At 66.1% G+C, this 16,719-nt stretch carries 17 protein-coding genes; 6 read left to right on the top strand and 11 right to left on the bottom strand.

The genetic code is table 11. From position 1 onward, the window contains the following. On the top strand, nt 1-372 hold a 372-nt coding region (locus tag L810_RS39745), incomplete at its 5' end, for a 5-formyltetrahydrofolate cyclo-ligase (RefSeq protein ID WP_042978163.1). A 96-nt stretch (nt 373-468) separates the two neighbouring features. Here L810_RS39745 and L810_RS39740 read toward each other — a convergent pair. Continuing rightward, nucleotides 469-981 carry a winged helix DNA-binding protein gene (locus tag L810_RS39740; protein WP_021163776.1) on the bottom strand — a complete coding sequence of 171 codons (513 nt, stop codon included), beginning with the start codon at nt 979-981 and terminating at the stop codon, nt 469-471. A gap of 148 nt (nt 982-1,129) precedes the next feature. Between L810_RS39740 and pxpB the strand changes: the two genes are divergently transcribed. The 5 genes from pxpB to L810_RS47855 all read left to right on the top strand — a co-directional run bounded on the left by pxpB (nt 1,130) and on the right by L810_RS47855 (nt 5,310). Beyond that, nucleotides 1,130-1,786, top strand: coding sequence for a 5-oxoprolinase subunit PxpB (gene pxpB / locus L810_RS39735; protein ID WP_021163775.1), 657 nt, complete (start codon nt 1,130-1,132; stop codon nt 1,784-1,786). Then, entirely contained in the window at nt 1,783-2,850 is a 1,068-nt protein-coding gene (locus L810_RS39730; RefSeq protein ID WP_021163774.1) for a biotin-dependent carboxyltransferase family protein, read from the top strand. The genes pxpB and L810_RS39730 overlap by 4 nt, the downstream gene beginning before the upstream one ends. 70 nt (nt 2,851-2,920) lie before the next feature. Next, nucleotides 2,921-3,685: a 5-oxoprolinase subunit PxpA gene (pxpA, locus tag L810_RS39725; protein WP_021163773.1), complete on the top strand. Its 765-nt coding sequence runs from the start codon at nt 2,921-2,923 to the stop codon at nt 3,683-3,685. Between the two features lie 638 nt (nt 3,686-4,323). After that, nucleotides 4,324-4,638 carry a hypothetical protein gene (locus L810_RS39720; RefSeq protein WP_042978162.1) on the top strand — a complete coding sequence of 105 codons (315 nt, stop codon included), beginning with the start codon at nt 4,324-4,326 and terminating at the stop codon, nt 4,636-4,638. Between the two features lie 363 nt (nt 4,639-5,001). After that, complete coding sequence (locus L810_RS47855) at nt 5,002-5,310, top strand: hypothetical protein (protein ID WP_155630065.1); 309 nt, start codon at nt 5,002-5,004, stop codon at nt 5,308-5,310. Nucleotides 5,311-5,330: 20 nt separating this feature from the next. On the opposite strand, the gene L810_RS39715 is transcribed toward L810_RS47855, so the two are convergent. The 10 genes from L810_RS39715 to L810_RS39670 all read right to left on the bottom strand — a co-directional run. Continuing rightward, nucleotides 5,331-6,011 carry a response regulator transcription factor gene (locus L810_RS39715; RefSeq protein ID WP_021163772.1) on the bottom strand — a complete coding sequence of 227 codons (681 nt, stop codon included), beginning with the start codon at nt 6,009-6,011 and terminating at the stop codon, nt 5,331-5,333. 772 nt (nt 6,012-6,783) lie between these two features. Continuing rightward, a complete protein-coding gene (locus L810_RS39710; protein ID WP_021163771.1) occupies nt 6,784-7,929 on the bottom strand; it encodes a TraB/GumN family protein in 1,146 nt (381 codons plus the stop codon). Next, nucleotides 7,922-8,938 carry a peptide ABC transporter ATP-binding protein gene (locus L810_RS39705; protein WP_021163770.1) on the bottom strand — a complete coding sequence of 339 codons (1,017 nt, stop codon included), beginning with the start codon at nt 8,936-8,938 and terminating at the stop codon, nt 7,922-7,924. Before L810_RS39705 ends, L810_RS39710 begins: the two co-directional genes overlap by 8 nt. Then, entirely contained in the window at nt 8,935-9,933 is a 999-nt protein-coding gene (locus L810_RS39700) for an ABC transporter ATP-binding protein (RefSeq protein ID WP_021163769.1), read from the bottom strand. The genes L810_RS39705 and L810_RS39700 overlap by 4 nt, the downstream gene beginning before the upstream one ends. Nucleotide 9,934: 1 nt before the next feature. Next, nucleotides 9,935-10,852 carry an ABC transporter permease subunit gene (locus tag L810_RS39695; protein ID WP_021163768.1) on the bottom strand — a complete coding sequence of 306 codons (918 nt, stop codon included), beginning with the start codon at nt 10,850-10,852 and terminating at the stop codon, nt 9,935-9,937. 4 nt (nt 10,853-10,856) lie between these two features. Beyond that, entirely contained in the window at nt 10,857-11,867 is a 1,011-nt protein-coding gene (locus L810_RS39690; RefSeq protein ID WP_011353491.1) for an ABC transporter permease subunit, read from the bottom strand. 110 nt (nt 11,868-11,977) lie between these two features. Then, nucleotides 11,978-13,606, bottom strand: coding sequence for an ABC transporter substrate-binding protein (locus tag L810_RS39685; RefSeq protein WP_021163767.1), 1,629 nt, complete (start codon nt 13,604-13,606; stop codon nt 11,978-11,980). A 319-nt stretch (nt 13,607-13,925) separates the two neighbouring features. Continuing rightward, the gene (locus tag L810_RS39680; RefSeq protein WP_021163766.1) at nt 13,926-15,233 is read right to left on the bottom strand and encodes an MFS transporter; all 1,308 of its coding nucleotides are present in this window, start codon (nt 15,231-15,233) and stop codon (nt 13,926-13,928) included. Between the two features lie 191 nt (nt 15,234-15,424). Continuing rightward, entirely contained in the window at nt 15,425-15,736 is a 312-nt protein-coding gene (locus tag L810_RS39675; RefSeq protein ID WP_021163765.1) for a high-potential iron-sulfur protein, read from the bottom strand. A gap of 183 nt (nt 15,737-15,919) precedes the next feature. Continuing rightward, on the bottom strand, nt 15,920-16,719 hold an 800-nt coding region (locus tag L810_RS39670; RefSeq protein ID WP_042978161.1), incomplete at its 5' end, for an NAD(P)/FAD-dependent oxidoreductase.

Genomic DNA, 16,719 nt, shown 5'->3' with positions numbered 1-16,719 from the left:
GCCGGTGCCGGCCGGCGCGCGGCGCTGCCCGTGATCGGCGAGCGGCACACGCCGCTCGAGTTCCATGCATGGGACACGCACACGCCGATGCGCGAAGGCCATCACCGGATTCCGGAACCGGCGTCGGGAATCGTCGTCGTGCCCGACCTGTTGCTGATTCCCTGTGTGGGATTCGATCCGCAGCGCTACCGGCTCGGCTACGGCGGCGGCTATTACGACCGCACGCTCGCCGCGTGGCCGGGCAGCCAGCCGCCCGTGACGGTCGGCATCGCCTATGAAGCGTGCCGCGTCGACGCACTGCCGGCCGAAGCGCACGACCTCGCACTGGGCTGGATCGTGACCGACGGCGCGCTCTACCCGGCCGCCGGATGATGCGGCGGGCGCCGCCGCGTCCGTCGTCGCACGCCCGCCGGCGCATTGCCGCGCGCCACGGCCGGCGCAACCCCGGCCCGCCCCCTGCCCGACCGCTTACAGCGACGCCGCCGCGCGCGCGGCCGTGTCGTACAGGCCCGATGCGTTGCGCAGCAACTGCGCCGCGTCGCCGATCTGCTCGTTGGTGAGCCCGCTGTCCTTCAGCGTCTCGATCAGGCAGTGCTCGCGCACCTCGCGGTACTTCAGGCACAGGTCGCGGCCCGCGTCGGTCGCGAAGAAGAACACTTCCTTGCCGCTCTTCTCGCTCTTCACATAGCCGCGGGCGATCAGTTTTTTCAGCGCATAGGTCGCGACGTGCGTATCCTCGATATTGAGCACGAAGCAGATGTCGGCGAGCTTCTTCTTGCGTTCACGGTGGCTGACGTGATGCAGCAGCGACACCTCGACCGCCGTCATGTCCTTCGCGCCGGCCGCCGACATGCAGCGCACCATCCACCGGTTGAACGCGTTGCCTGCCATGATGAGCCCGTATTCGAGCTCCGACAGCTCCGCGCTCGAATCGGAAACGAGGTGTTCGGATGACACGATCTTGGTCGCAGGACGCTTCATGTAAAGACGGAGCAAGCCGGATGACAGGGTGTGCCGAGTGTACGCCAGAAGCCCGGACATACGGGCTAGGCGAAAACGCTTATTGGGAAGTTGTCGATATTTTATTGACAATGTGCGCTAACATTGCCGTCCGAACCGTGCCAGTCCGATGACGCAACCCCGCATTTATCCGCTCGGCGATGCCGCCCTCGTCTGCGAGGTGCCGCCGCCCGCCACGCTCGATTGCCAGCGCCGCGTCTGGGCCGTTGCCGACGCCGCGCGCGCGTGGCCCGACGTGGTCGACGTCGTGCCCGGCATGAACAACCTGACGATCGTGTTCGACCCGCTCGCCGCGACGGCCGACTCGCTCACGCCCGCGCTGCGTGACGCGTGGGAGACGGCCGACGTCGAGCATGCGGACGGTCGCGAGGTCGAAATCCCGGTCGAGTACGGCGGCGCCGCCGGCCCCGACCTGGCGGCCGTCGCCGCCCATACCGGCCTGTCGGCCGACGAGGTCGTCGCGCGCCACGCAGCCGGCGCCTACGTCGTGTTCTTCGTCGGCTTCCAGCCGGGCTTCGCCTATCTCGGCGGGCTCGATGCCGCGCTGCACACGCCGCGCCGCGCGGCGCCGCGCCTCGAGGTGCCGGCCGGCTCGGTCGGCATCGGCGGCGCACAGACAGGCATCTACCCGGCCACGTCTCCCGGCGGCTGGCAACTGATCGGCCGCACGTCGCACGTGCTGTTCGATCCGGCGCGGCCGCAGCCGACGCTGCTGCTGCCCGGCGACCGCGTGCGCTTCACCATTGCGGGAGTCGACGCGCGATGACCCAGAACAACGCACCGGGCACCATCGAGGTGGTGCGGGCCGGCCCGCTGTCCACCGTGCAGGATCTCGGCCGCCGCGGCTCGCGCCATCTCGGCGTCGCGCAGGGCGGCGCGCTCGACAGCCTCGCGCTCGAGGTCGGCAACCGGCTGGTCGGCAACCGTCCCGACGCAGCCGCCGTCGAAATCACGATCGGCCCGGCCGCCTTCCGCTTCACGCGCGCGACCCGCATCGCGATCACCGGCACCGAGTTCGGCGCCACGCTCGACGGCCGGCGCGTATATTCGTGGTGGAGCCTGCCGGTCGAGGCCGGGCAGACGCTCGTGCTGCCGGCCGCGAAACGCGGGATGCGCGGCTACCTGTGCATCGCCGGCGGCATCGACGTGCTGCCGATGCTCGGCTCGCGCAGCACCGATCTCGCGTCGCGCTTCGGCGGCCTCGGCGGCCGCGCGCTGCGCGACGGCGATCGCCTCCCGGTCGGCGTGCTTCCGGCCGGAATGGGCTGCCTCGCGGCCGATGCGCCCGAATTCGGCGTAAAGGCGCCGGCGTGGTGCGCGTTCGCGCGCGTCGACGAGCCGCCGCGCCGCCACCGCCCCGCGCATGCGCCGTGGGCGATGCCCGTGCGCGTGCTGCCGGGCCCCGACTACGCGTCGTTCGCCGCCGATGCGCAGCAGGCGTTCTGGGACGAGGAATGGCTCGTCACGGCGAACAGCAACCGCATGGGTTATCGGCTTGCGGGCGTCGAACTCGTGCGCGAGCGGCCGGCCGAGCTGCTGTCGCATGCGGTGCTGCCCGGCACGATCCAGGTGCCGCCGAACGGCCAGCCGATCGTGCTGATGCACGACGCGCAGACCACCGGCGGCTACCCGAAGATCGGCACGGTGATCCGTGCGGACCTGTGGAAACTCGCGCAGGCGCGGCTCAACCTGCCGATCCGCTTCGTGCGCACGACACCCGATGCCGCGCGCGCCGCCCTGATCGCAGAACGTGCCTACCTGCGGCAGATCGACGTGGCGATCGACCTGCGCGAGGAAGCGCGCCGCCGCGCCCAGTCGCGCGCGGCATGACGATGGCGGTAGCAGTACCGAAGGCAGTAGCAGCAAGAACGGGCCACGCAATCAGTGGACGAGGAACACCATGGAAATCGATCTGAATGCCGATCTCGGCGAAGGATGCGGATCGGACGAGGCGCTGCTCGACCTCGTCACATCGGCGAACATCGCATGCGGCTGGCATGCAGGCGGCGCGAATGCGATGCGCGACTGCGTGCGCTGGGCCGTGCAGAAAGGCGTGGCGATCGGCGCGCATCCGAGCTTTCACGATCCGGAGAATTTCGGCCGCAAGGAAATGCAGCTGCCGGCCGGCGACATCTACGCGGGCGTGCTGTACCAGCTCGGCGCGCTGTCGGCGATCGCGCAGGCCGAAGGCGGGCGCATCGCGCACGTGAAGCCGCACGGCGCGCTGTACAACCAGGCCGCGCGCGACCCGATGATCGCCGATGCGGTGGTGTCCGCGATCCGCGACTTCGATCCGTCGCTCGCGGTGTTCGGGCTCGCGAACAGCGTGTTCGTCGCAGCCGCACGGCATGCGGGGCTCGCCGCGGTGGAGGAAGTGTTCGCCGATCGCGGCTACCGGGCGGACGGCTCGCTCGTGCCGCGCAGCCAGCCCGGCGCGCTGATCGACGATGAAGACGCGGTGCTCGCGCGCACGCTCGACATGGTGCGCAACCGGCAGGTTCGGGCACTGAGCGGCGAATGGGTGCCGCTCAATGCGCAGACCGTCTGCCTGCATGGCGACGGGCCGCATGCGCTCGCGTTCGCGAAGCGGATTCGAGCGGCGCTCGAGGCCTCCGGTGTCGATGTGGTGGCGCCGGGTGCGCTGCAGGCGGACGAGGGGACGTAAGCCATCCCCCGCCCGCAGTCCCTTGCTCCACGCGTAGCGCTTCTTGAGTGCAAGCCGCATCGCCTGCGTGCGTCGCGATAGCCTGAGCATCCGACGCGACGCGCCTTCACCGGTCGCCAAGTTTCTCCCATCGTCGAAAACGACAGATTTCGACCGCTCCCCGAAGTCTCCCTCTCGGCAAGCGCCTCCATTCGAAAGGCACGCTATTGCGACTCCTTTGACCTGCGCCCAAAAATCGATCCGCCGGGGCCGCGGAGAAGCTCACGCACACTTCGCCAAAATCACGGAACGCCTTGTCTCAAAAAAACCGTGAGAAATTCCATATTTTCTGACGACCGAACCGCTGTTAAGTTTGAGGGGAGACAGTCAATCGGATAGCGATCGGCTTGCTCGTATTTACAGGATACCTAAATTCAGGCGAGTTCTGACGCAAAACGAAACCAACCAAGCCAGCGGCGCAATTACCTGCACGCTCAATCCGAACCCGATCAATCTCGCCGACCTCGCGATCGCAACAGCGCTGGGAGCGCTGGCCGGCCCTCAAATGGCCATTCTTGCTGGCGGAGGGAATTCCCCTTCCCAAAGCTGGATTTGCCGGTTCTGATCGAGTCGAAGCCCCGACCGACCCGGCCGGGGCAATGTTCCTCCCCGACCTGACAAATCTTGATCGAAAAGCGCTCCAGCCAATGAAACTCCGCACGGTCACCGACATGCTGACGAGATACTGGACCTACGGCGTTTTTCTTGCTCCGCTAGCCCCCCGTTTCGGAGGCAACTGGAAGGGCATCATTCTTGCGGCAACCATCCGGACAGCTATAGTTTCGCTTTCCTATGCGATTCTGCTTCGCGCCTTCTCGTCACAAAAGACTTTCGGGTGGCTAATCGTCACCTCAACCGCGCTTCTCTACTCGCTCTGGGTCGAATTCCGATGGAGCCGCAAAAATCGACACTGACGTCACGCGTCGTGCAGAAACCCCAAACGAACTCAAACCGATGAAATTCCGACCGTAATGAACGCACTGAAACGCCCCCTGATTCGCCGGTTCATTTCAGTCCGCTTGCCCCCCGCTTCGGAGGCGGGCGCACCGGAATTATCACGGCCTCCGCCGCGAAAACGGCGCTGTTCGCAATCGTCAATGCTGTCGTTCTTTGCTTCAGCGACATCGGGACCCCTATGCCCTGGATCGCATCCACAGCGCTCATGTTTCTTGCCACGCTGGGAAGCGAAGTAGTCTGCCGTTGGGCCCATCGCCACTAGCCGCGACACGCGCCGGCTGATCGACCCTGTTTGTGCGACACCACCGAAACGATGTCCGTTGGACGAGATCGTCCGAATCGATCATGCGGCCCGTCAATCAATGAAAAACAAAACCCTCGCCGAAACGCTGAGAAAATTTGCCCGGTACGGCATCTTTCTCGGTCCTCTTGCTCCTCGTCTGGGAGGTGGGTGGATCGGCACCCTGGCTGGCGGAGCAGTCAGAGGTCTCATATTTTCCACACTATCCGCACTAGCGCTGTACATGCTGGGCACCTGGGAACTGTTCAAATGGAGCGCGGGGGCCGTCGTATTCCTCGTGTATTCGCTCTTGCTCGAAATAGATCTCAGCCGACCGCGACGACGCTGACAGCGGATCAACGTGCTCGTTCACGCCGACATCGCACCACGCTTGCGGGCAACCGGCTCGCCCGATCCGCTCTCCCATCCCTCGCCTTCGCATGCATCGATCATCCCGAGCGCGAGTGCCCGCGTAATGGCGTGTGTGCGATTCCTCACACCCAGTATCCGCATCGCGCTCGCAATGTGATTGTCGACCGTGCCGATGGCCAGACTCAGCATCACCGCGATTTCCTTCGTCGAATACCCCGCGCAAAGCAACTGCAGAACATCCTGCTGGCGCGCCGTCAACCGCATGCCCGCCACGATTTCCGGAAACGCAGGGCGCCCGTCGAGTATCGACTGCAATGCGCCGGAGAACACGCCGAGCGGTGCATCCTTGACGACGTACGCGATCATGCCGAGGCGCTTCGCCTCGGCGATCCACGACGGCCGCGCGCCGGCCGTGACGATCGCGCATCGATCGGCAATACCCGACGCATGAAATTGTCGTGCCAGCGCCAGCCCGCCGCAGGGCATCTCGAGATCCACAAGAATCCGGAACCACTTGGGCACCCGACGAAAAGCGTCGATCGCACCGACTGCACTGTGACAAACCGTAATGTCGAGCCGGTTGTCGAGGTCAACGAGCACCGCGCCGATCGCATCCGCGACGATCGGGTGCCCATCGACCACCAGCACCGGCAGGCGCTCGCGTCCTTCTCGTTGCATCCGTCCACTCCTGTTCGCACCTGAGGCAGAACGTCGACGCTGCCATCGCGGGCATCTCGAAACAATCGCATACCGTCCAATCCGCCAATCCGTGGACCGTAGTGCACGCCCGATGCGCGTGCAGCGTGCGATTCGACGATGGAACAGATGCGCCCGCAGGCGGTGTATGGATCATGCCGGCGTGCCCGGCAAGCGACGGGGCGATGCGCAGCAGCGCATCAGGACGCACGCGATCGCGATCGGAACGGATCGGCGGCACAAAAGAAAAAAGCGCCCTCGTGGCGCTTTTCCGTTGGCGCAATCGCTGCGGCTTCGCCGTCTGTCGATTCGCCCCCCGAAACCGTCTTTCGACGGTGACCGGAAAAATCTTCCGGATTAAAAAACGTCCGCCGCCGCCCGATCACTGCCTTCCCCGGTCAGACGACGGAACGTTGCTTATCTGCAAGTCGGCCTGCATGCATGTTTTGTCCGACGATGATTGGCCCCGCCGTGCATGCAGACACTCCGCGGCCGGCACGTGCTTCACGTGCCGGCAACGCTAACCCCGCGCTTATATTTCTGCTACCCCGTAGAACTTATCTATTCTTTTCATTTTTTCAACTTGTGGGGTGAAGAATAGATATTGGCGGAACGGGATGTCAATCGTTTTAAACGCTATTTTCCGACGATTCAAGGGTTTTCCTTATCGATTGCCGCCCACGCGCACGCGTTTCGCCGCGGGTGCGCGAGGCCAATCAAACAGGGGAAGATCGGTGCGGGCCGTCGGGCGCGATCAGTTCGCGTCGACCCGGTATCCTTGCTGGCGCAACAATTCGAGCACGCCGCGCGGGCCGCCCAGATGCAGCGCGCCGATCGCGACGAACAGCGGCCGGTTCGGTGCGGCGATTGCCGTCATCCGTGCAACAAAGCGGCGGTTGCGCTCGTACACGATCTTGTTGTCGATCGACGCCGACAACACCTTCGAACGCGCGAGCCGTTCGCTCTTAGCGACGGCCCACGCCGAGATCGCATCAGCGTCGCCAATTCGCCACAGTCGATGCAGCGCCTTGATGTCGTCGGCGTTCTGCGCGGGCGTCTGCACCATGTCCTGCGCGAGCATCTCGCGCTGCTCGGCGAGCGTCAGCCCGGTGAACGCGCGCATCTGTTCGGCGAGCGTCTCGAGCCCGATCACGCGGCCGCCCTTCTTCTTCAGGAACACGTTCTGCAACTGCGCCTCGGTGCCGTATTCGGTCTGCAGGCCGGCCGACAGCGAATCGTAGGTCTCGACGACGAGCGCCGCGAGCCACGGCCGCATCTTGCGGATCTCGGCGAGCGCGGCCGGGTTGCCGCGCAGGCGCGCCGCGAGCCGCTGCCACAGCGGCTCCGGCAGCAGGCGCTGCAGGCACGGATAGCGGCATACGCCGTACTTCGACACGTCGTCCTGCGATTCGAGCAGGTCGTCGGGCGACAGTTCGAGCGCGAGCGTCGGCGACGCGGCGAGCGCCGCGAGAATGCGCGGCCGGAACGGCTGCGCGCTCGGGTAATCGGACGGGTCGCCCGTGTGCAGCGTGCCGAGCACGTAGAGCGTGACACGCCCCTTGGTCGCGACGTAGAACGGCATGCGCGCGGGCTGCACGCGCACCGCGCCGCTCGCGACCGTGCCGTTCGACACGGCGGGTGCGTGAAAACCCGGCAGGCTCATGCCGGGCGGCGGGACTTGCGACGGATGGATCGGTGAAGTGGCCGGCGCGCGCCCTTCGGCGCGCGCGGATTCGACGGGAACCACGAGGCTGGCCGCCACGCACGCGCCCGCCAGCGCCGCGCCCGTGACGGTACGCACGCCCCAGCGCCGCGCGTAGCGGTACGCGCGCATCACGCGCGCGCCGCCTGCCCCCGCACGGCGCACGCCGGACGCGCGCGCCGCCATCACTTCAGGCATTCGCCTCCCCTACCTCCTCGGCCCGATGGCAGGCCACGCGCCGGCCGTCGACCTCGCGCAGCTGCGGCTCCTCCGCACGGCAGCGCTCGACCGCATACGGGCAACGCTGGTGGAACGCGCAGCCCGACGGCGGATTGAGCGGCGACGGCAGTTCGCCCTGCAGCTTGATCTGCACGCGGCGGTCTTCCTCGAAGATCGCCGGCGTCGCCGACATCAGCGCGCGCGTGTACGGATGGCGCGGCCGCGCGTAGATCGTCGCCTTGTCGCCGAGCTCCGCGACGCTGCCGAAGTACATCACCATCACGTCGTCCGCGACGTGCTCGACCACCGACAGGTTGTGCGAGATGAACACGTAGCTCGTCTTGAACTGCTCCTGCAGATCCATGAACAGGTTCAGGATCTGCGCCTGGATCGACACGTCGAGCGCGGACACCGGCTCGTCGGCGACGACGATGCGCGGATCGAGGATCATTGCGCGCGCGATCGCGACACGCTGGCGCTGGCCGCCCGAGAACATGTGCGGATAGCGCTTCGCGTGTTCGGGCCGCAGGCCGACCGTGCGCATGATCTGCGCGATGCGCTGCGCGCGTTCGGCGGCCGTCAGGTTCGCGTTGATCTCGAGCGGCTCGGAAAGCGTCTGCTCGACGGTCTTGCGCGGGTTCAGCGACGCGAACGGGTTCTGGAACACCATCTGCACGCGGCGGCGCAGGTCGGCGACCGTCTCGCGGTTCGCGCCGGCAACGTCCTTGCCGTCGATCGTCAGGTGGCCCGCGGTGGGCGTCTCGATCATCGTGAGCTGGCGCGCGAGCGTGGATTTTCCGCAGCCCGATTCGCCGACGACGGCGAGCGTCTTGCCGCGCTTCAGCGAGAACGACACGCCGTTCAGCGCCTTCACCGTACCCTGCCCGAACATCCCGCGTTTCACCGAATAGTGTTTCGCGAGGCCGTCGGCCACTAGCACGGCTTCCTCGTCGTGCGGCGTGGCACGCGTCTGATTGACTGCATTCATCGTGCACCTCCCGTCAGGTCGAGGTTGGAAACATTGAGCGGCTTGATGCAGCGCGCACGCATCGCATCGTTGGCCGGCACCAGTGTATCGAGCGCCGGCCGCGCCTTGCGGCAATCGTCGACGACGTACTTGCAGCGCGGCGCGAACAGGCACCCGGACGGGCGATCATCGCGGCCCGGCACCATGCCCGGCAATGCGGCAAGGCGACGCGCCCCCTTATTGTGCTCGGGAATCGCGGCGAGCAGCGCTTCGGTGTACGGATGATGCGGCGCGCGGAAGATGTCCGGCACGCGATTGGTCTCGATGACCTCGCCCGCATACATCACCGCGACACGCTGCGCGACTTCCGACACCACGGCCAGGTCGTGCGAGATCAGCACGAGCGCCATCCCGCGCTCCTTCTGCAGCTTCACGAGCAGGTCCATGATCTGCGCCTGGATCGTCACGTCGAGCGCGGTGGTCGGCTCGTCGGCGATCAGCAGCTTCGGGTTGCACGCGACGGCCATCGCGATCATCACGCGCTGGTTCATCCCGCCCGACATCTGGTGCGGGAACGACGCGATGCGGTTCTTCGCATCGGGAATGCCGACCTGGTCGAGCAGTTCGAGCGCGCGCCGGTGCAGCGCGTCGCCGCGCAGCCCTTCGTGCAGCTTCAGCACTTCCTTGATCTGGTAACCGACGGTGTAGCTCGGGTTCAGGCTCGTCAGCGCATCCTGGAACACCATCGCGATGTCCTTGCCGACGATCTTGCGGCGCGCTTTCGGCGATGCCTTCAGCAGGTCCACGCCGTTGAACGTGACCTCGTCGGCCGTCACCTTGCCCGGCGCGTCGATCAGGCCCATCAGCGCCATCATCGTCACGCTCTTGCCCGAGCCCGATTCGCCGACGACGCCCACCACCTCGCCCGGCGCGATCGACAGGTTGATCCGGTCGACGGCGGGCAGGCCGTTGAAGTTCACCGCGAGATTGCGGATGGTCAGTAGGTTCTCGCTCATGTCATGCCATCCGCTTCAGTTTGGGATCGAGCGCGTCGCGCAGCCCGTCGCCGAGCAGGTTGATCGCGAGCACCGAAATCAGGATCGACAGGCCGGGCATCGTCACGATCCACCATGCGTTGTCGATGTAGTCGCGCGCAGAAGCGAGCATTGCGCCCCACTCGGCGGTCGGCGGCTGCACGCCGAGGCCGAGGAAGCCGAGCGCGGCCGCGTCGAGGATCGCCGACGAGAAGCCGAGCGTCGCCTGCACGATCAGCGGCGCCGTGCAGTTCGGCAGCACCTGCGAGAACATCAGGCGCAGCGTGCCGGCACCGGCCACGCGCGACGCCGTCACGTACTCCTTCTGCAGTTCGCCGAGCGCCGACGCACGCGTGAGACGCACATAGGCCGGCAGCGCGACGATCGCGATCGCGAACATCGTGTTGGTGAGGCCCGGGCCGATGATCGCGACGACCGCGACCGCGAGCAGCAGCGACGGCAGCGCGAGCAGCACGTCCATGATGCGCATCACGGGCGTGTCGGCCCACTTCTGGAAGAACGCGGCGACGAGCCCGAGCACGATGCCGGGGATCAGCGCGAGCACGACCGACACGAAGCCGATCCAGAACGACATCCGTGCGCCGAACATCAGGCGCGACAGGATGTCGCGGCCCGCTTCGTCGGTGCCGAGGATGAATTGCCAGTTGCCGCCCGCGAGCCACGCGGGCGGAATCTTCACGTAGTCGCGGTATTGCTCGACCGGGCTGTGCGGCGCGAGCAGCGGTGCGAGCAGCGCGACCAGGATCAGCACGATCACGACGATCCCGGCGCCGACGGCGCCGCGGTTGCGCGAGAAGTTGGCCCAGAACTCGCGCAGCGCGAGCGCACGGCCGCCAGCCGGCGCGGATTCGCTCGGCAAGGTGTTTTGCAGATTGCTCATGGAATTACCTCGTGTGGCGGATGCGCGGATTCAGCACGCCGTACAGCAGGTCGACGACCAGGTTCACGACGATCACGAGCGTCGCGATCAGCAGGATGCCGCCCTGGACGACCGGATAGTCGCGACGGCCGATCGCATCGATCAGCCACTTGCCGACACCGGGCCACGAAAAGAGCGTCTCGGTCAGCACGGCGCCCGCGAGCAGCGTGCCGATCTGCAGGCCGATCACGGTGACGACCGGGATCAGCGCATTGCGCAGCGCATGCACGACGACCACGCGCGCGGGCGACAGCCCCTTCGCGCGTGCGGTGCGGATATAGTCCTCGCGCAGCACTTCGAGCATCGACGAGCGCGTCATCCGTGCGATCACCGCGAGCGGGATCGTGCCGAGCACGATCGCGGGCAGGATCAGATGGCTGACCGCCGACTTGAACGAGCCTTCGTCCGGCGCGAGCAGCGCGTCGATCAGCATGAAGCCCGTCGGATGCGGGAAGTCGTATTCGACGGCGATGCGCCCCGACACGGGCGTCCAGCCGAGGTATGACGAAAACACCATGATGAGGATCAGCCCCCACCAGAAGATCGGCATCGAGTAGCCGGTGAGCGCGGTGCCCATCACGCCGTGATCGACGACCGAGCCGCGCCGCAGCGCGGCGATCACGCCGGCCGGCAGGCCGACCGCGAGCGCGAACACGAGCGCGCACAGCGACAGTTCGACGGTCGCCGGGAAGCGCGCGAAGAACTCGCCCGCGACGCTCGTGTTGGTGATGATCGACGTGCCGAGGTCGCCATGCAGCGCCCGGCCGATGTAGTGGAGGTACTGCATGGGCAGCGGCTGGTCGAGCCCGAGGCGTTTCATCGCCTCCGCATGCATCGCGGGATCGACGCCGCGCTCGCCCATCATCACTTCGATGGGGTCGCCCGGTATCAGGTGAATCAGCGCAAACGCCAGGATGGTGATGCCGATGAAGGTCGGGATCACCATCCCCACGCGGCGCAACACGAATGTGAACATGATGCGTCTCGTATTTTCTTGTGGGAAATGTGCGACCGGCGACGGGAAGCTTTTGGCCTCCCGCCGCCGGATGAATTAGCCGGTCTTCGCGACAGCTTACGACAGGCGTATTACTTCACGCCAACACCGTCGAAACGAGCATAGCCGAGCGGCTCGATACGCATGTCGACCACGTTCTTGCGCACCGGCTGGTAGACCGTCGAGTTCGCGATCGGCGAGAACGGCAGCTGTTGCGCGAAGATCTGCTGGGCCTGCGTGTAGAGCTTCGTCCGCGCGTCCTGGCCCGTCGTCGTGCGGCCCTTCTGGACCAGCTCGTCGAACGGCTTGTAGCACCAGTGCGAGAAGTTGTTGCCCTTGATCGCTTCGCAGCCGAGCAGCGTGCCGAGCCAGTTGTCCGGGTCGCCGTTGTCGCCCGTCCAGCCGATCAGCATCGTGTCCTGCTCGCCCGAATGCGCGCGCTTGATGTACTCGCCCCACTCGTACGTGACGATCTTCGCCTTCACGCCGATCTTCGCCCAGTCGGCCTGGATCATCTCGGCCATCAGGCGGGCGTTCGGGTTGTACGCGCGCTGCACCGGCATCGCCCACAGCGTGATCTCGAAGCCGTTCGCATAACCGGCCTTCGCCAGCAGCGCCTTCGCCTTCGCGGTGTCGTACGCGGCCATCTTCAGGTTCTTGTCGTACGACCATTGGGTCGGCGGCATCGGCGCGGAAGCCGCCTGGCCGGCGCCCTGGTAGACGGATTCGAGGATCGCCTTCTTGTTGATCGCCATGTCGAGCGCCTGACGCACCTCGAGCTTGTCGACCGGCTTGTGCTCGACGTTGTACGCGAGGTAGCCGAGGTTGAAGCCTGCCTGCGACGGCATGTCGACACCCGAATCGGCCTTCAGCGTCGCGATGTCGGCCGGACGCGGATAGCTCATCACCTGGCATTCGTTGCGCTTGATCTTCTGCACGCGCACGCCCGGGTCGGGCGTGATCGAGAAGATCAGCTTCGAGATCTTCACTTCGCCCTTCTTCCAGTAATCAGGATTGCCGTCGAACCGGATCGTCGCATCCTTCGTGTAGCTGCGGAAGATGAACGGGCCCGTGCCGACCGGCTTCTGGTTGATGTCGGCGGCCTTGCCGGCCTTCATCAGCTGGTCGCCGTATTCAGCCGACAGGATCGACGCGAATTCCATCGCCATGTTCTGGATGAACGGCGCATTCGGCTCGGCCAGCGTGAACTTCACGGTGTACGGATCGACCTTCTCGACCTTCGTGATCAGCTTGTCGAGGCCCATGTCGGTGAAGTACGGGAACGACACCGGGTACGCCTTGCGGAACGCCTGGTTCGGGTCGAGCATGCGCTGGAACGTGAACAGCACGTCGTCCGCGTTGAATTCACGCGTCGGCTTGAAGAAGTCGGTCGTGTGGAACTTCACGCCGTGGCGCAGGTGGAACGTGTACACCTTGCCGTCGGACGATACGTCCCATTTCTCGGCGAGGCCCGGCTCGACCTTCGTGCCGCCGCGCTCGAATTCGACGAGGCGGTTGTAGACGGTGAACGTGGCGGCGGTGAAATCGACGCCGGTCGTGAATTGCGCGGAATCGAAACCCGCCGGGCTGCCTTCTGAGCAGTAGACGAGCGTTTTGTTCGGAATCTGTGCGAATGCAGAACCCGCGACGCCGAGCGATGCCGCTGCCACGCCTGCAATGGCGGTAACACGCAGGGTGTGCAACAGACGGTTGTATTCCATGTTTCCTCCAGGTCTCCAGGTCGGAACCGGCCCGCCAGGGGCCGGCGTACGCGGATATTACTTGAGCTAACGATGTGGCAACAAGCTGGAGAAAAAACTCCTCTACATGCCCGCACGGGTTTGTGCCGATGTTTAGTGGGGGTAAAAAATGCGAAAACGCGCGCGAGCGACAATTCCGTTCATCTCGCGCAAGTTTCGTTCGACGACTAAACAATTCGGGCGCGAACACGAAGGCTCGATGCGCCGTTTCCGCGTGTTCCGCAGCACATCATTGCGTTTTGCGAAACGATCCGATAATCGTCTTCAAATCGTCATGTCGTCACGCGGGTGCGTCGAGATCGGCGCTGCGCGCGGGCACGAACGCGACCGCGACGATCGACAGCGCGATTCCCGCCATCACGTAGTAAGTCGGCGCGAGCGGCGTGCCCGTGACCTTGATCAGCCACGTGACGATGAACTGCCCGAAACCGCCGAACAGCATCACCGCGACGTTGTACGCGATCGACAGCCCGGTCGAGCGCACGTTGGCCGGGAACAGTTCGGCGATCATCGCGCCGAACGGCCCGTAGTAGCCCGCGAGCGTGATCGACAGCACGACCTGCACCGCGATCAGCCGCGCGATGCTCGGCGCCGCGTCGAGCCACGCGAACAGCGGATACATCAGCGCGAGCGTCAGCACCAGCGACCACAGCGACAGCCCCTTGCGGCCGATGCGGTCCGACCACGCGCCCGCGACCGGCGACAGCACCATCAGCAGCAGGTTGCCGGCGATCACCGCGTAGAACGATTCCGCGTAGGGCAGCTTCAGCTGCTTCACCGCGAAGGTCGGCAGATAGCTGATCAGCACGTAGATCGTCACCGTCAGCGCGATCACCGAGCCGAGCCCGCACAGCACCTCGCGCGGGTGGCGCGTGAACACTTCGCCGAGCGTCGCGCGGCGCGCGTTCTGCTGCGCATGCAGGAACGCTTCGGAATCGGCGAGATGGCGGCGGATGTAGAAGCCGATCGGGCCGATCACGAGCCCGAGGATGAACGGCACGCGCCAGCCCCAGCTGCGCAGTGCATCGTGCGACAGCCCGCGCGTGACGGCCGCGCCGACGAGCGCACCGATCAGCAGCGCGGCCGCCTGGCTCGCCATCTGCCAGCTGCCGTAGAAGCCGCGTTTCGAGAACGGCGCGGCCTCGATCAGCAGCGCCGTCGCGCTGCCGAATTCACCGCCCGCGGAGAAGCCCTGCAGCAGGCGGCCCAGCACGATCAGGATCGGCCCGCCGATGCCGATCGCCGCGTAGGGCGGCGCGACCGCGAGCAGGAAGATGCCGCCCGTCATCAACAGGATCACGAGGGACAGCGCGGCCTTGCGACCGGCGCGATCCGCGTACAGCCCGAACACGATGCCGCCGATCGGGCGCATGAAGAATGCGACGCCGAACGTCGCCGTCGTCAGCAGCAGCGACGAATATTCGCTGGAGGTCGGGAAGAACAGCTCGGCGATCACGACCGTCATGAAGCCGAACACCGTGAAGTCGTACCACTCGAGCGCGTTGCCGATCACGGCGGCGAACACCGCGCGGCGGTTCAGCGCACGCTCGGGCCGAATCGTTTTCGTTGAATTCGCAATCGTCGCCATGCGTGCCTCGTCCTCGTCAGTACGCCGTGTCGGGCGGCGCGGTGCGCGGGGTGCCCGCGGCGCGCTGGTTTGCAGCGAGTGTAGAAAGCGACGGAACCGTTTTCAAGCAATAAAAAACGCCCGCCATCGTTCGACGGCGGGCGTTTTGCGGTTTTCGCCACAATGCGGCATCGCACGATGCCGCACGGGCCTCAGCCCATCTTCGAGAAGGCGCTGCACCAGCCCTTCGCCGACACCTGCTTGCCGGGGAAGGCGCCGCACGGGCCCGAGGCCGAGCCCTTCTTGCCCTGGTACAGCATGCAGGCCGCACAATCCTGGCCCGCTGCGTATTTCGGGTACTTCGTCTTGTCGACCTTCGTGGCATCGGCCTTGTAGCCGAGCGCCACGGCGGTCGGATCGGTTTCCGACAGCATCGGCGCATCGGCCAGCGCTTCGCGCGACAGCGCCAGCGCGGACACGGCACCAATGCTCGTAATCAGGAAACTCCGACGGGATGTTTTCATGGGGGACTCGCTCCAACGTTATCGGTTTGAAAGCTGTTCTGGCGACAGCCGTTTGACAGAATAACGCTCAAGCGAATAAATGTGCGCGCCGAAATTCCAGAGATAAGGAATTTCACACGGCTGCCACGTGCCTGCAACCTGGCCGACACGCACACGCGACATGCCCGCTACACGCCCGCCACATCAGCGGTAAGCCGCCATATCGCCCACGCGCTGCGCGAGCGCGAGCGACGCGGTGAGCCCCGGCGACTCGATGCCGAACAGGTTCACGAGCCCCCGCACGCCATGCTGCGCGGCGCCCTGCACGATGAAATCGGCCGGCGGCTCGCCGGGCCCCGCGAGCTTCGGCCGGATGCCCGCATAGGCCGGCTGCAGCGCGTCGTCGGGCAAGCCCGGCCAGAACGCGCGAATCGACGCGTAAAACGCGGTCGCACGCGCCGGATCGACTTCGTAGCGCAGCGAATCGCACCACTCGACATCCGGGCCGAAACGCGCCTGCCCGCCGAGATCGAACGTCAGGTGCACGCCGAGCCCCGCGCGATCGGGCATCGGGTAGATCAGGTGCGAGAACGGCGCGCGGCCCGACAGGCTGAAGTAATTGCCGCGCGCGAGATAGAGCGGCGGCACCCAGCGCGGGTCGAGGCCGCGCGTGCGGCGCGCCAGCGCCTGCGCGCCGAGGCCCGCGCTGTTGATCACGCATGCGGCCTCGATCTCGGCGGGCGCGTCGCCGCCCGTGCGCACGACGAAGCGCCCGCCGCGCAGCACGTCGATCGATTCGACCGGGGATTTCAGCGCGCACACGGCGCCGTCGCGCTCGGCGTCGCCGAGCAGCGCGAGCATCAGCTGGTGGCTGTCGACGATGCCGGTGGACGGCGAGAACAACGCCTCGACGCATTCGAGCGCGGGCTCGAGCGTCTGCGCCTCGGCACGCGTGAGCGGCATCAGGTCGAGCACGCCGTTTTCGGCCGCGCGCGCGGCGATCG

Origin of the sequence: Burkholderia sp. AU4i, from assembly GCF_000466765.1 — a bacterium.
Taxonomy (GTDB): Bacteria; Pseudomonadota; Gammaproteobacteria; order Burkholderiales; family Burkholderiaceae; genus Burkholderia; species Burkholderia cepacia.
Note: the sequence above shows the minus strand (reverse complement) of the source record. Positions and strands in the feature narration are given on the sequence as shown.